Source organism: Paenibacillus soyae, assembly GCF_024623455.1.
GTDB lineage: Bacteria > Bacillota > Bacilli > Paenibacillales > Paenibacillaceae > Pristimantibacillus > Pristimantibacillus soyae.
In genome coordinates, this window is record NZ_JANIPJ010000022.1 from 50,231 (window position 1) to 64,247 (window position 14,017).

Below are 14,017 nucleotides of genomic sequence, written 5' to 3' on the forward strand. Positions count from 1 at the left end.
CCCCATTAGAATGAAATAGTTTCCGAAGCCGTTCATATCCATAGCAGCTAGAAAGAAGGGAGCGCATCCATTGAACATTACCCCATCCGCTTCTCAGCCAATGCCGCGCTCGAGAAGATTGTTTATCGCGGCCATTCTCGGTTCGTTATCCGGCATCGGTCCGCTGAGCATCGACATGTATTTGCCGGCGCTGCCCGCTCTAAGCGAAGATTTCGGCGCTTCCGCGTCCCTCGCTCAGCTTAGCTTGACCGCGTGCCTGCTCGGCATAGCGCTTGGGCAGTTAATCGTTGGTCCGATCAGCGACGTAAGAGGAAGAAGAACGCCGCTGCTGATTGGAATCGTCTTGTATGCGATCGTGTCGCTATTATGCGTTTTTTCTCCTTCGATATGGGCTTTTATCGCGCTTCGGTTCGTGCAGGGCTTGGCCGGGGCGGCAGCTATCGTCATTGCCAGGGCAAGCGTAAGGGATATGTACTCCGGTCCCGAGCTGACGAAGTTTTTTGCCCTGCTGATGCTGATTAACGGAGCGGCCCCGATTCTTGCCCCCATGATCGGAGCCGAAATTTTGACCTTCACCTCTTGGAGGGGAGTATTCGCGGTGCTCAGCGTATCGGGGCTGCTGATGCTAGCCGCCGTATGGCTCGGCTTGAAGGAGACGCTGCCCGCGGAGAGACGCTCCAAGGGCGGGCTTCGGAATACGCTGAGGACGTTCCGGGGACTTCTCGGCAACTCCGTCTTCATGGGGTACGCGATTACGCAAGGATTGATGATGGCCGCGATGTTCGCTTACATATCGGGCTCGTCGTTCGTCTTGCAGGAAATTTACGATGTTACGCCGAGAGGCTACAGCCTTGTCTTCGGCTTGAACGGGGCAGGCATCATTATAGCGAGCCAGATCGCGGGCAGGCTGGCGGGGAAGGTGGAAGCGCGCAAAATGCTGAGCGCGGGCCTTGCCCTCGCATCTTCCGGCGCTCTGCTGCTGCTGCTCGCCGTCGCCGCGGATATGGGGCTCGGCGGGGTGATTCCCGCGTTTTTCCTGGTCGTATCCAGCGTCGGCATAGTCTCGGCGACGACGACTTCGCTTGCGCTGCAGGATCAAGGGAAAACGGCGGGCAGCGCGTCGGCGCTTCTCGGCATGCTTTCCTTTATTTTCGGAGGGGCGGCGGCTCCTTTGGTAGGGCTGGGCGGGGAAGGCACGGCCTGGCCGCTCGCGCTTGTTATTCTGCTGCTCGTCGTCGCAGCTTCGGGCTGTTTTGCTTTCCTGACGCGGCGAAGAGCATGAGTTGGTGCGCCGCATATAGACAGAGAAACCCGCAGAGGAATTATCCGCTGCGGGTTTCTCTATGGAGCGGCGCTTCGAGCGCTGCTAGGCCAGCGCGACATAAACCGTAAATTCGTGATGCTTGTAGACGCAGTCGGCGCTCGCGAAGCCGGCTTCGCGCAGCCACTGCAGCTGCTCGGGAAGACCGGCGTTGATGTCGTGGCTCCGTCTCTCGACGGAAGCCCGAATCGCCTCGCCGCCGATGCCGCTATTCTCGACGGAGCGAAGCCAGCTCTGCCTGTACGTCTGATCGAAGGAAAGGGAGCCGCCTGCCGACTGATCGGCGTTCACGAATCTTCCGCCCGGTTTGAGAAGACCGCGGACGGTGCGGAACAAGGATCGTTTCTGATCGTGGGGAAGATGGTGAATGGAAAGAGACGATACGACGGCGTCATAAGAGTCCTTGAACGGATAGGCCGAATAGTCTTCGGCGATGTAGGTCAAGTTGTTCCGGCCCGCGAACCTTGTCTTCGCCTGGGCCAGCATCTCGTCGCTGAAATCGATGAGCGTGAACTCCGCATGAGGGAATTTATCCAGCATCATGGCGGTCAACAAGCCGGTGCCGGCGCCAAGATCCAGGATGCGCGGCTCCTCGGATACGACCTCGGTCCAGTCAACCGCCGTGCCGTAGAAATCGTCAAAACAGGGAATCAAACCTCGTCGCTGCTCGTCGTAGCGCTCGGCCGCTTGATCGAATTGCGCCTTTACTTGATCGGACATGTTTATTCCTCCTTAAGTTTTGTGAAACGAAGTGGAACAAAACCGCATCGGAAGCATTCGCTTAGTTTTGTGAAACGCTCGCTCCGATTTGTGGTGGATGCTTCCAATCATAATGCAAATGAGTATATAGGTTAAGTATATAATTCAAATAAACTTTATAGTTTTAAACTATTTGTCGCTTAAGGACGGGCGAGTCGGCACAGGTGATTCTTTTGGCAGAACTCCCATTTGTTTGATAGAATTAAAAAAGAATAGAACCGGAAGGAGAGATTAGAATGTCTACTCAAGAAAGCGAATGGATTTTGCACTCCGTTATTTTCACATTGAAGCATGAGAAGGGCTCCGAGCAGGAGAAGAGGTTTTTGGAGGATGGGGAACGCATTCTTACGATGATTCCGGTCGTGCGCAATTTTAAAGTATACCGTCAGGTCAGCGCCAAAAACGACTATGATTACGGATTCGCGATGGAGTTCGAGAATCAGCGGGATTACGACGCCTATAACGCTCACCCGCTGCATGAGCAGTTCGTGAACGAGCGGTGGGTGAAGGAAGTCGAGAAGTTCCTCGAAATCGACTATAAGTTGTAGCGGATTGTATTGCTGGCCAAGCCGAAAAGGTCTATAATGGCGCTAGGAATGCGAACAATTTCGCACAAAGACGCACCTAAAGGGAAGAGGGACGGTTGAATAATGAAAAAGCTTAGAGTTTTGCAGCAGCTGGCAGAGGCGGGGGTCGTGGCGGTGCTCCGCGCGGATTCGCCGGAGGAAGTGGCCGAGATGGCAAGACGCGCCATCAAAGGCGGAATCAAGGCCATCGAAATTACGATGACGGTGCCTTTCGCGTTGAAAGCGATCGAGGAGCTCTCGAAGGAATTTTCCAGCGACGCCGCAAAAGACGCGGACAACTATGCGATCATCGGCGTAGGAACGGTGCTTGATCCGGAGACGGCGCGCGCGGCTATTCTCGCGGGAGCGGAATATGTGGTAGCTCCGGCACTCAATCCGGACACCATTAAGCTGTGCAACCGTTACGCGGTGCCGGTCATGCCGGGTACGATGACGATCGCGGAGATCCAGAACGCTCTGGAGCTTGGCGTGGACGTCGTGAAGCTGTTCCCGGGCAATCTGTATTCGCCTAGCGTCATTCCTTCCATTAAAGGACCGCTTCCGCAAGCAAACATTATGCCGACGGGCGGCGTGTCGCTGGGCAACCTGAAGGACTGGATCAAAGCGGGCGCCGTAGCGGTCGGCATCGGCTCCGACTTGACGAAGGATGCCGTGAAGACGGGAGACTTCTCCTTGATCGAGCAAAAAGCGGCGGCTTACATGGCGGTTTACCGCGAGGCCAAAGGACAATAACAACATGCTTCGCGCGTAGGAACGGCGAGGCTAAGAGACGCCTTCAAGCGGCATGCGCTTTAAGGCGTCTTTGCATGGAAGCCGGAAAGAGGCGGAAGGAGAGCGGTCACCGCTTGCTTCTCGTCGCGTTTAGCGTTATAACAGAAAAAGGGTTAAAGCTTGGACTAATTTAAGCGTAAAGGAGTCGTTTCTGTAATGGATTACCGGATTGAGAAGGATACAATGGGCGAAATCAAGGTGCCTGCGGATAAGCTGTGGGGAGCTCAGACGCAGCGCAGCCTGCAGAACTTTAAAATCAGCGGCGAAAGAATGCCGATCGAAGTCGTCTACGCTATGGCGATCGTCAAGAAAGCGTCCGCGTTCGCGAACCGCAAGCTAGGGGTGCTTGACGAGGAGAAAGCCGCGGTTATCGGCGAAGCGGTGGACGAAATCCTGAGCGGCAAGTGGGACGACGAATTCCCGCTCGTCGTTTGGCAGACGGGCAGCGGCACGCAGACGAACATGAACGTGAACGAGGTTGTCGCTCGCCGCGCGAACCAAATTCTCGAGTCCAGAGGAAGCGCGACTCGCGTTCATCCGAACGACGACGTCAACCGTTCGCAGAGCTCGAACGATACCTTCCCGGCCGCCATGCATATCGCGGGCGTCATCGCGGTTGAAGACCGGCTGCTGCCGGCGCTGGACCTGCTGAACGGCACGCTCCGCGCGAAAGCAGAGAAGTTCAACGATCTGGTGAAGATCGGCCGCACGCATCTGCAGGACGCCACTCCGATTACGTTCGGTCAAGAGATCAGCGGCTGGTATTCCATGCTGGATAATACGCGCGCGATGCTTGTGCAAAGCGTGGACACAATGCGCGAGCTTGCGCTCGGCGGAACGGCGGTAGGCACGGGGCTCAACGCGCATCCGGACTACGCGGTGGCGGTAGCCGAAGAAGTTACGGCGCTTACGGGCAAAACGTTCGTAACGGCGCGCAACAAATTCCATTCCTTGACCAGCCATGACCAAATGGTGTATACGCACGGAGCGATCAAAGCGCTGGCGGCGAACCTGATGAAGATCGCCAACGACGTCAGATGGCTGGCAAGCGGTCCGCGCTGCGGCATCGGCGAAATTACGATTCCGGAGAACGAGCCGGGCAGCTCCATCATGCCGGGCAAGGTAAACCCTACGCAAAGCGAAGCAATGACGATGGCCGTATGCCAAGTCATCGGCAATGACGCGGCGATCGGCATGGCGGCAAGCCAAGGCAACTTCGAGCTGAACGTCTTCAAGCCGGTTATCCTGTACAACTTCATTCAATCGGTTGCCCTGATGGCCGATTCCATGATTTCGTTCAACGATAACTGCGCCGTCGGCATCGAACCGAACGAAGCGGTGATCAAGCGCAACCTCGATCAATCCCTGATGCTCGTTACGGCGCTCAACCCGCATATCGGCTACGAGAACGCCGCGGCCATCGCGAAGAACGCGCACAAGAAAGGCTTGACGCTGAAGGAGTCCGCGATCGCGAGCGGTCTGCTCACGTCCGAGCAATTCGACGAGTGGGTGCGTCCGGAGAATATGATCGGCAAACGTTAATTCGCCCGAAAAAACAAAGGCAGCTCCGTGAGGTTGACTAACAACCCCGGAGCTGCCTTTTTTCGTAGCGGAAGCCGCCGTTCATTTACTTTAAATACCCGTCCACGATAGATTTGATGCGCGCGATGGTTTCCTTCAGATTTACGTTTTCGATTATATGCTCGCAATGCTTCCGGTAGGTCACCTCGTCGTTATAATGACGCAAATAGCTGTCGACGACCTCATAGGACGTCCCTTTGGATTCCAGCCGCTCCTGCACGGTGTTTTTATCGACGTACAGGAAGATGCGGACGACCCTCTCGCCGTACTGCTCGCGAATGGCGTCGCTGCCTTCGCGGTTCAAGATAAGGTAGACATGCTGGCCGGACTCCGACGCCATGTTCAAATAACGTCTGCCGATTCCGTAACGGTACCGGTCGATCCGCACGGTTTCGGCAAAGAAGTCGCTTCTGCACATCAAATCGAACTGCGTCTCGCTGACATAACGGTAATCGCTGTCGGGATGCTCGCGGCTTCTCGGCGGACGGTCCGTGCACGAGGGGATATGGACGATGCCGCTCCCTCTCAGCGCCTGGTGCGCCGCCGTCTTGCGTCCCGAGCCGCTGGTGCCCGTGAAGATGAAGATATAAGGGGATGGAAGAGCCATGGGAACACGCTCCTTTCTCTTACTCTTTATATCGGCATTGTCTCATGAATGCATGAGAGGAATGCGGCTTGCCGTGCGTGCGAACGGCAAACTATGCTATGATACAGGTAGCCGCGGAAGCGGTCTATCATGAATGAAAAAGTAGGGTAGACGCATGCATTTATTATCGGTAGAACATATAACGAAAACGTATGGCGAGAAAGTGTTGTTCCGCGACGTCACGTTCGGGGTCGAGGATGGAGACAAAATCGGCATCATCGGCGTCAACGGAACAGGCAAATCCACGTTCCTGAAGGTGATTGCCGGAGTCGAGCCCCCGGATGCCGGGACGATTGCCATCGGCGGCAAGGTCGTCGTGCGGATGCTCTCGCAGGATCCCGTATTCCAGCCGGGGGAGACGGCGCTCGAGCATGTTCTTGGCGGGGATTCGCCGCAGCTTCGCGCCGTCCAGGCCTATGCGGCCGCTATGCAGGCGATCGAGCTGAATCCGGGCAGCGAGAAAGCGCAGTCGGAGCTGATCGCGGCCAATGCCCGCATGGACGAGCACGGCGCCTGGCAGCTCGAGAACGAGGCGAAGACGGCCCTCTCCAAGCTGGGCATCCAGCAGTACGACGCAAAGGTGGAGACCTTGTCGGGCGGCCAGCGCAAGCGAGTCGCGATGGCGGCCGCTTTGCTGCTGCCGAGCGACGTGCTTATTCTGGACGAGCCGACGAACCATATCGACAATGATTCCGTCGCTTGGCTCGAGGGCATGCTGCAGAAGCGTCGCGGCGCCTTGCTGATGATTACGCATGACCGCTATTTCCTGGACCGCGTCAGCAACAGAGTCATTGAGCTTGACAGGGGAGAGGCGCATTTCTATCAAGCGAACTACAGCCGTTTCCTTGAGCTGAAGCTGGAGCGGGAGGAGCGGGAAGCCGCGTCGGAAGCGAAGCGGCAAAATCTGCTGCGCAACGAGCTCGCCTGGATTCGGCGCGGCGCGAAAGCCCGCACGACGAAGCAGAAGGCCAGAATCGACCGCTTCGAGGCGCTGAAGGCGGCAGGACCGAAAGCGACGGACGGCAAGCTGGACGTATCCGTTGCCTCCACCCGGCTCGGGAAGAAAATACTGGAGGCCGAAGGACTTGCGAAGAGCTACGGCGACCGCGCGCTTATTCGGAACTTCAGCTATATCGCGGTGCCTGAAGACCGTGTCGGCATCGTTGGACCTAATGGCAGCGGCAAGTCGACGCTGTTGAAGCTGATCGCGGGACGACTTGAACCGGATGCGGGAACAGTAGAGCTGGGCCCTACCGTCAAGCTCGGCTGGTTCTCGCAGGAGCGCGAGGAGATGGACGAGTCGCTGCGCGTCATCGAATACATACGGGAAGCGGCCGAGCAAGTGAAGACGGCGGACGGCACGACGATCTCGGCGGGACAGATGCTGGAGCGCTTCCTGTTCTCGCCCACGATGCAGTGGACGCCGATTGCTAAGCTTTCGGGCGGCGAGAAGCGCAGGCTTCAGCTGCTGCGCGTCCTGATGGAAGCGCCGAACGTGCTGCTGCTGGACGAGCCGACGAACGACCTCGACATCGCGACGTTAACCGTGCTCGAGGATTATTTGGACGATTTCCCCGGCGTCGTGTTCGTCGTCTCTCATGACCGCTATTTCCTCGACCGCACGGTAGAGAAAATTATCGCGTTCGAAGGAAACGGCGCCATTACGCTGCATACGGGCAATTATTCCGAATATGCCGAGCGGCAGCCTTCTGGAGGCGCATCCTCAACAGCAGCTCCGGCATCTTTGAAGGGAAACGCGGCGGCTGGGCAAACGGTCGATAACGCGAAGGCGGCGGATCAGCCGGTTAAGGAACGGACGCTTAAGATGTCGTACAAGGATCAGAAGGATTTCGAGCAGATCGACGATTGGATTGCGGACGCCGAGGCCGAGCTTGCGCGCATAGCGGAAGAGATGGAGGCCGCGAGCAGCGACTCCGCCAGGCTGCAGGAGCTGGCGGCTAAGCAGCAAGAGCTGGAAGGCAAGCTGGAGACGCTGATGGACAGATGGACGGAGCTGAACGAGCTGGCGGAGCGGATTGCCGCGCAAAAACGATAGAGAGTAAGTGACGATAACAACACGAGAGGCGGAGTCAAACATGGCAAACCACACGCACATTCAAAATATGTATTGCATCGGCCGCAATTACCGGTTGCATGCGGTTGAGCTGGGCAACGAGGTACCGGAGGAGCCGATGGTATTCACAAAGCCGTCGCATGCCGTCGCCCCGATGAACGGAGAGACCGTCACCATTCCCGGGAGCGTAGGGGAAGTGCATTTCGAGCTGGAAATCGTGCTGCGCGTCGGCGAGTCGTATAAGCCGGGAATGGCGCCGGACGATATGTTCGACGCTATGACGTTAGGACTCGACCTGACGCTGCGAGACGTGCAATCCAAGCTCAAGGCGAAAGGACATCCTTGGCTCGCGGCCAAAGGATTCAAAAACTCCGCTCCGCTCGGTGAATGGATCGACTATCCCGGCGAAGCGGATCTGAAGGAAGGCGAATTTAAGCTGATCCGCGGAGGAGAAGTCGCCCAGCATGGATTCCCGAAGGATATGTTGTTCGGCGTATCCGAGCTGGCGAAGCATATCGAAGCGAACTTTGGACTTGGGCCTGGCGATCTGATCTTCACCGGCACGCCGGCGGGCGTCGCCGCGCTCCGAGACGGGGACGTGCTCGAAGCGTTCTGGGGAGAGCGGAAGCTGGGTAGCTGTACTATCTCGATGACATAAAAAGAAGACCGAACGCGTATGCGTTCGGTCTTCTGCTTTATTGCCGAGTTTATTTGCCGTTGAACGCGCTCAGCATCCAAACATGCTTCTCGAGCGACGTGTGGATGGCCAGCAGCATATCGGCGGTCGTCTCGTCGCCGGCTTCTTGGGATGCTTCCATTCCTTCCTTGAGCTCGTCGATAATGGAGGAGAAATCTTTGATGAGCTGATCGACCATTTGCTCGGCGGATTCCTTGCCGCTGGCTTCTTTGATCGTGGACTCCTCCAGATATTCGCTCATCGTGGCGATCGGCTTGCCTTTGACCGCGAGCAGGCGCTCGGCGATCTCGTCGACATGAAGGGCCGCTTCCTCGTAGAACTCCTGGAACTTGGCGTGCAGCGTGAAGAACTGAGAGCCTTTCACGTACCAGTGGTAGTTGTGAAGCTTAATGTAAAGCACGCTCCAGTTGGCGATTTGGCGGTTGAGGTGCTCTTGAACCGTCATTTTTTTCGTCATTTGTTTGGTTGCCATATACAATCATCCTTTCGTCGTTTCGAATTAGTGAATGGTAATCGCCTCGTCTGCTACCTAATAAACAGGAGGAAAAAGATTGAATCAGCAGCTCTGATATATTTAGATCAATTCCTTATTAATAATTATTATAAAATAAGAACGATTTGTCAAGCAAAAACCAAACGAAAAAAAGCCGTCAAGGTCAATTTGACCTTTAGACGGCTTTTTCATTCGTTGATTAAGAAACTTTCGAAGCGGCTTCCGCTTCCGCGATCATGAAGATCGCAAGAACAAACATCGCGTGGGACCAAGTGAGCGGCACTACCCAAGCGGTTTCGCCGGTCGTTTTGTCGATTTGCTCAGGGAGCAGACCGGTCTCGGTGCGATGCTGAATCGCCCAATCTAGCAGTTCGCGGGCAGCGGCAACATCGCCGGTTGCGACACGGTAATGGGCCAGCCACAACGTCGTCAGAATCCATGGGTTTCCGCCGATGTAGTGGTCGTCCTCGTAGCGTTTGATGCCGCCGACCGCCGGAACGGTGAGCGATGCTTCGACCGCTTCGGCCGTGCGCTTCATGCGCTCATGTCCGGGAGCAACCGCTTCGAACGGCACCGCGATGCCGAGCAGACTGATGTCGATAATCGGATCGTGACGGAGAACGTGCTTCACGTAGCCTTTGTCCAGCTGCTCGACGCGGCCTTCAAGACCTTCCGCAACAGCTTGCTCGTAACGATCGGCGCCAACCTTCAGGTCCACGCCTCTGTAGAAGCTGCCGCGCTCTTCGTTCCAGCAATCGCTCATGATGGCCGATGCAATGCGGTCCGCCGCTTGACGCCAGTCCGCAGCCAGCGTGCGTTCTTCCATCAGCTCGGCGAAGCTGGCCGCCGCGGTCAAACCGCCGTATACGGCAGCCGAAGAATAGGTATGGGAAGCTTCGCGTTCCTCCCACAAGTCGATGCTTGGCTTCGGCAATCCCGACTCCGCATCGATGAATCTGATGAGGAAGGAGGCGCCTCGCTGCACCGCCGGCCAAACCATCCGGGCGAACGCCGGATCTTGTTTCTCCATGTAATGCTGCCACATTCCCCAAATAATCGAGGAGCCTTCGTCGATTTGCAAGCCCCAGGAAGGTGCAAGTCCGCCGTCATGGTAATGGCGCTGCTGCCAGGAGCCGTCCGGCGATTGAGCGGTCAGCGTCCATGCGTAGAAGCGGTCGGACAGATCGGATAGGCCCGCCTTGTCGAGAGCGGTCGTGATGAACGCCGCGTCCCGGCCCCAGCAATAGGAATAGCCGCCGCAGCGGGAGAACGTTTCGTCGAATTCCGGTGCCGCGATAATGCTGCCCGTCTTGTCGTCGGACATCAGCTTGAACATGAGCACGGAGCGCTCGTACAGCGCTTTGATCTCGTCGCCTTCGAGAGGGCAAGGAGCTGCCGCGTCAACGTATGCCGCCCAGTACGCATTGGTGCGCGCGACAAGCTGCTCGCTGGATACGCTTCTTGCGCTTGCAAGCTCCTCGAGCGCCTGCTCTTCATTGCGGCCTGCCGCGATGAAGACGGGAATCGTCACGCTGGCTCCCGGCGCAAGCGCCTCGACGGACCAGGCCATTGCGCCATCAGGCCGCATGTCGATGTTGTTGCCGTTCAGCTTGCCCTCTTGGACTTGCTCCCACGATATACCGGCTTGATATTTTGCGCATACGTTTGCACTAGCGACCGCAAAAAAATAACCGTTACGGAAATGAATCAAAGCATCCGCGTCCGTCTGGAACATCGTCGTATTGTAGTGACCGTTCTCGCTAATCAGGAACGAAGAATGGAGCAGGAATCCGAAGCTTAGCGGCTCGCTGCCGGTATTGGTGAACGTGTATTCGCGAACGAGAAGGTTGCTGTCCGGTACGGCGAAATGCAAGCTTTCAACCGCGACCGGCTGCTCTTCCGAACGCGCCGATACGCGAAGAACGTTGCTGCGGTCGACATAAGCGACGTCATGCTTCCAGCCGTCTTCTTCTCCGTCGAACCAGGTCAGGCTGCCGTCTGCCCATTGCAAGGACGTGCGCATTGCGTCGACATGCTGAGGCATATCGATGTTCGGCCACCACAGGCGGTAAAGTCTGCCCGTGCGGCCCATCGAAGCAAGAATGGTAGAGTTGCCGATAATCGCGTCTACTAAGTATGGTTTTTTGCTATTCATAGGTTCAGCTCCTTTTGTTAACTGCTTGAATCGAAGATTCTCGCACGATCAGCCGATGGGGGATAATCATGCGGGACTGATAGATGTCCTCTTCCATGATGCGGCGGATCAGCAATTGAGAGGCGGTATAGCCGAGTTGATAGGTTCCGATATCGACAGAACTGATCGGCGGCGTGGCAAGCTCCGACAAGGCGATGTTGTTGAAGCTGACCAGGCTGATATCGTTCGGAACGGAATATCCAAGCTCGTTCAGGCCGCGCAACACGCCGAAGCCGACAACGTCGTCGATGACGACAAGCCCGCTCGGACGTTCGGGCAGACCCATCATGAAGGACATGGCGCGGTAGCCGCTTTGCTGCAGGAATTCGCCTTCGACGATCCATTCTCCGCGAACCGGGAGGCTGGCATCCTTCATGGCTCTGCGGTAGCCCGCCATCCGGTCATGCGAAACCGTCAGGTTGGGAGGGCCGCTGACGAAGCCGATCCGTTCATGGCCTTGTATGATCAGATGCTGAGTCGCGTCGTAAGCGGCTTGTTCGTTGTTGTTGTCGACGGACAATATATTATGATGGCCATCCGATCTCCCGATCAGCACGGTTGGGAAGTCATGCTGATTGAGCAAATCGATTAAAGGATCGTTCGTTCGGGCGGACAGCAGAATGACGCCGTCCACTCTTCTGCCGAGCACCAGTCTTGCGATCGTTTCGCTTTCGTCTTGCGGCGAGGTGGCTGCGGCGAGAAGCATATCGTAGCCCGCGCGGGTGGATTGAGTCAGAATGCCGCGAAGCAATTCGCCGAAGAAGAAGTCCTGGAACAGCTCCTCGGCCGGACGAGGTAGCATGATGGCAAGCGTTTTCGTCGTTTTCGACACGAGGCTCTTGGCCATGATGTTCGGATGGTAGCCCATCTCGTCCATTATTTTTTTGACCTTCTGCGTTGTCGCTTTGCTGATTCTCGGGTGGTTGGACACGACCCTCGAGACCGTCGAAGGAGAGACTCCCGCGGCCTTTGCGATATCTTTAATAGTAACCATTGCTTGCGAGCCCCCAATGAGCGACATTATCGATGCTGCGTATACGGAATATTATGTCCATCCTAATGCAACAGTTGCCCACATGTAAATATAAATGTTCAATGCGCAATTCACAATTCGCGAAAAACTGAGCCTAGCGGAGAATTCGCGAGTAAACGAAAGACAATGGACTATTGATGGGCGAATATGGACTGTGCAAACGTTTTAACAAAACCTGTCCCATGATGTATATTAAGTACACGAATAGAACGCTTTCAAGACGTTGTTTTCATTCGGCGCAAACGATTTTGAGTGAAAAGTCATCAAAAATCGTTTTTTTTCGGGTGAATTGTACAAACGTTTGCGCAATGTGCTTGAGCCTTTGTCATCCGAAAAACGGCTTCACGCCGTACGCATGACAAAGAGTCAGGACGATTGCATACATAAAGTGCGCCAAATTTAAGCATTTTATGAAGAAGCACGTTTGTTGGCCGTCTATCGTGAGCGGGCGTCATTCGAGGCATATCCACATTTTTTTTGGAAGGGGATCATTAGAATGAAAAAATGGTTTGTTATGACGATGATCGCAGCATTGTTCGTCGTAGCCGCTTGCGGCGGAAACAATAACGGAGGCAACGCGGGCAACAACGCGAACACTGGCGCTACGGAAGCTCCAGCGAACAACGCGGAGGGCGGCACTGCGGCAGAAGGCGAAGACATCACTCCTGAAGAAGGCGCGACGCTTCTCGTATGGGAATCCAAAGAAGAGCGACCTTTCATTGAAGCAATCGGTAAAGAGTTTACTGAGAAATACGGCATCGAAATCAAGTTCGAAGAGCTTGGCGCTGCCGACCAAGTCAACAAGCTGATCTCCGACGGTCCTGCCGGTCTTGGCGCCGACGTTGTAGTGTTCCCGCACGACAACCTGGGCAAAGCGGTATCCGCCGGCCTCGTTCTGCCGAACGACTTCTACGCGGAACAATCCAAAAGCGAAAACTCGGAGCTTGCGGTGAACGCGGTTTCCTACGATAACGTGCTGTACGGCTACCCTCGTTCGGTAGAAACGTACGCGCTGTTCTACAACAAAGCCTTGATCCCTAACGCGCCAAAAACATTCGACGAAGTCGTGGAATTCGCGAAAACGTTCAACGATCCTGCGGCTAACAAATATGCCCTGATGTGGGAAGTAGGCAACTTCTACTTCAACTACCCGTTCATCTCGACAGGCGGTTACGTATACGGCGACAACGGCCAGAACAAAGACGATATCGGCCTGAACAACGAAGGCGCGGTAGCGGGCATGAAATACTACGGTTCCTTGAAGAACAGCATCCTTCCAATGAACTCCGGCGACATTACGTACGACATCAAAAAAGGTCTGTTCACTGGCGGAACGCTGGCGATGGATATCAACGGTCCATGGACAATCGCGGACTACAAAGCGGCAGGCATCGACTTCGGCGTAGCTCCGCTGCCAAGCATCAACGGTCAACCGGCTTCTTCGTTCTCCGGCGTTAAAGCGTTCTATGTCAACAGCTTCTCGAAATACCCGAACGCGGCTCGCCTGTTCGCTCGTTTCGCTTCCACGAAGGAAGCGCAGCTGAAGGACTTCGAAATGACAGGCGCCATTCCGGCGAACACGGAAGCGACTGCCGATTCCGCGGTACAAGGCAACGAAATCGTTAAAGGCTTCGTAGAGCAATTCAATCAATCGACGCCAATGCCTTCCATCCCTGAGATGGGCAACGTATGGGCTCCGATCGGCGCGGCGTTCTCCGACGTTTGGAACTCCGGCAAAGACGCGAAAGAAGCGCTCGACAACGCGGTTCAACAAATCAAAGACGCCAACAACGGCGCAGCAGCTCAATAAATAACGTAAAGCATCGGGAATCCACCCGCCGGCTGGGCCGGCGGGTGAACC

Annotated in this window: 12 protein-coding genes; 7 read left to right on the top strand and 5 right to left on the bottom strand. The window is 55.9% G+C overall.

Features of this window, described 5'->3' with window-relative positions; translation table 11 throughout:
* Positions 1 to 100: 100 nt before the first annotated feature.
* Complete coding sequence (locus tag NQZ67_RS24350) at positions 101 to 1,282, top strand: multidrug effflux MFS transporter (RefSeq protein ID WP_257451195.1); 1,182 nt, start codon at positions 101 to 103, stop codon at positions 1,280 to 1,282.
* Positions 1,283 to 1,366: 84 nt separating this feature from the next.
* Here NQZ67_RS24350 and NQZ67_RS24355 read toward each other — a convergent pair whose 3' ends face one another.
* Entirely contained in the window at positions 1,367 to 2,041 is a 675-nt protein-coding gene (locus NQZ67_RS24355) for a class I SAM-dependent methyltransferase (RefSeq protein ID WP_257451104.1), read from the bottom strand.
* Between the two features lie 275 nt (positions 2,042 to 2,316).
* Between NQZ67_RS24355 and NQZ67_RS24360 the strand changes: the two genes are divergently transcribed.
* From NQZ67_RS24360 to fumC, 3 genes are all read left to right on the top strand, one after another.
* Positions 2,317 to 2,628 carry a Dabb family protein gene (locus NQZ67_RS24360; RefSeq protein ID WP_257451107.1) on the top strand — a complete coding sequence of 104 codons (312 nt, stop codon included), beginning with the start codon at positions 2,317 to 2,319 and terminating at the stop codon, positions 2,626 to 2,628.
* 102 nt (positions 2,629 to 2,730) lie between these two features.
* On the top strand, positions 2,731 to 3,399 hold the full coding sequence (locus tag NQZ67_RS24365) for a bifunctional 2-keto-4-hydroxyglutarate aldolase/2-keto-3-deoxy-6-phosphogluconate aldolase (RefSeq protein ID WP_257451110.1): 669 nt from the start codon (positions 2,731 to 2,733) through the stop codon (positions 3,397 to 3,399).
* A 195-nt stretch (positions 3,400 to 3,594) separates the two neighbouring features.
* Positions 3,595 to 4,980, top strand: coding sequence for a class II fumarate hydratase (fumC, locus tag NQZ67_RS24370; protein WP_257451112.1), 1,386 nt, complete (start codon positions 3,595 to 3,597; stop codon positions 4,978 to 4,980).
* Between the two features lie 85 nt (positions 4,981 to 5,065).
* Here the strand turns inward: fumC and NQZ67_RS24375 are convergent, their stop codons facing one another.
* On the bottom strand, positions 5,066 to 5,626 hold the full coding sequence (locus NQZ67_RS24375; protein ID WP_257451114.1) for a guanylate kinase: 561 nt from the start codon (positions 5,624 to 5,626) through the stop codon (positions 5,066 to 5,068).
* 154 nt (positions 5,627 to 5,780) lie between these two features.
* Between NQZ67_RS24375 and NQZ67_RS24380 the strand changes: the two genes are divergently transcribed.
* Positions 5,781 to 7,721, top strand: coding sequence for an ABC-F family ATP-binding cassette domain-containing protein (locus NQZ67_RS24380; protein ID WP_257451116.1), 1,941 nt, complete (start codon positions 5,781 to 5,783; stop codon positions 7,719 to 7,721).
* A gap of 40 nt (positions 7,722 to 7,761) precedes the next feature.
* Positions 7,762 to 8,397 (top strand): fumarylacetoacetate hydrolase family protein, encoded by a 636-nt coding sequence (locus tag NQZ67_RS24385; RefSeq protein WP_257451118.1) that lies wholly within the window; start codon positions 7,762 to 7,764, stop codon positions 8,395 to 8,397.
* A 49-nt stretch (positions 8,398 to 8,446) separates the two neighbouring features.
* On the opposite strand, the gene NQZ67_RS24390 is transcribed toward NQZ67_RS24385, so the two are convergent.
* From NQZ67_RS24390 to NQZ67_RS24400, 3 genes are all read right to left on the bottom strand, one after another.
* A complete protein-coding gene (locus NQZ67_RS24390; RefSeq protein WP_257451197.1) occupies positions 8,447 to 8,893 on the bottom strand; it encodes a Dps family protein in 447 nt (148 codons plus the stop codon).
* Positions 8,894 to 9,128: 235 nt separating this feature from the next.
* Positions 9,129 to 11,084, bottom strand: a complete 1,956-nt coding sequence (locus tag NQZ67_RS24395) for a glycoside hydrolase family 15 protein (RefSeq protein WP_257451120.1) — start codon at positions 11,082 to 11,084, stop codon at positions 9,129 to 9,131.
* 4 nt (positions 11,085 to 11,088) lie between these two features.
* Positions 11,089 to 12,117, bottom strand: a complete 1,029-nt coding sequence (locus NQZ67_RS24400) for a LacI family DNA-binding transcriptional regulator (RefSeq protein WP_257451122.1) — start codon at positions 12,115 to 12,117, stop codon at positions 11,089 to 11,091.
* A 535-nt stretch (positions 12,118 to 12,652) separates the two neighbouring features.
* Here NQZ67_RS24400 and NQZ67_RS24405 point away from each other — a divergent pair.
* Complete coding sequence (locus NQZ67_RS24405; RefSeq protein ID WP_257451123.1) at positions 12,653 to 13,966, top strand: sugar ABC transporter substrate-binding protein; 1,314 nt, start codon at positions 12,653 to 12,655, stop codon at positions 13,964 to 13,966.
* The last annotated feature ends 51 nt before the right edge of the window (positions 13,967 to 14,017 follow it).

What these genes read in the sequence shown, in the direction of transcription:
- NQZ67_RS24380 (WP_257451116.1), top strand. Translation starts at nt 5,781, where the DNA reads ATGCATTTATTATCGGTAGAACATATAACGAAAACGTATGGCGAGAAA.
- NQZ67_RS24395 (WP_257451120.1), bottom strand. Translation starts at nt 11,084, where the DNA reads ATGAATAGCAAAAAACCATACTTAGTAGACGCGATTATCGGCAACTCT.
- NQZ67_RS24405 (WP_257451123.1), top strand. Translation starts at nt 12,653, where the DNA reads ATGAAAAAATGGTTTGTTATGACGATGATCGCAGCATTGTTCGTCGTA.
- fumC (WP_257451112.1), top strand. Translation starts at nt 3,595, where the DNA reads ATGGATTACCGGATTGAGAAGGATACAATGGGCGAAATCAAGGTGCCT.
- NQZ67_RS24385 (WP_257451118.1), top strand. Translation starts at nt 7,762, where the DNA reads ATGGCAAACCACACGCACATTCAAAATATGTATTGCATCGGCCGCAAT.
- NQZ67_RS24400 (WP_257451122.1), bottom strand. Translation starts at nt 12,117, where the DNA reads ATGGTTACTATTAAAGATATCGCAAAGGCCGCGGGAGTCTCTCCTTCG.
- NQZ67_RS24365 (WP_257451110.1), top strand. Translation starts at nt 2,731, where the DNA reads ATGAAAAAGCTTAGAGTTTTGCAGCAGCTGGCAGAGGCGGGGGTCGTG.
- NQZ67_RS24350 (WP_257451195.1), top strand. Translation starts at nt 101, where the DNA reads ATGCCGCGCTCGAGAAGATTGTTTATCGCGGCCATTCTCGGTTCGTTA.
- NQZ67_RS24355 (WP_257451104.1), bottom strand. Translation starts at nt 2,041, where the DNA reads ATGTCCGATCAAGTAAAGGCGCAATTCGATCAAGCGGCCGAGCGCTAC.
- NQZ67_RS24390 (WP_257451197.1), bottom strand. Translation starts at nt 8,893, where the DNA reads ATGACGAAAAAAATGACGGTTCAAGAGCACCTCAACCGCCAAATCGCC.
- NQZ67_RS24360 (WP_257451107.1), top strand. Translation starts at nt 2,317, where the DNA reads ATGTCTACTCAAGAAAGCGAATGGATTTTGCACTCCGTTATTTTCACA.
- NQZ67_RS24375 (WP_257451114.1), bottom strand. Translation starts at nt 5,626, where the DNA reads ATGGCTCTTCCATCCCCTTATATCTTCATCTTCACGGGCACCAGCGGC.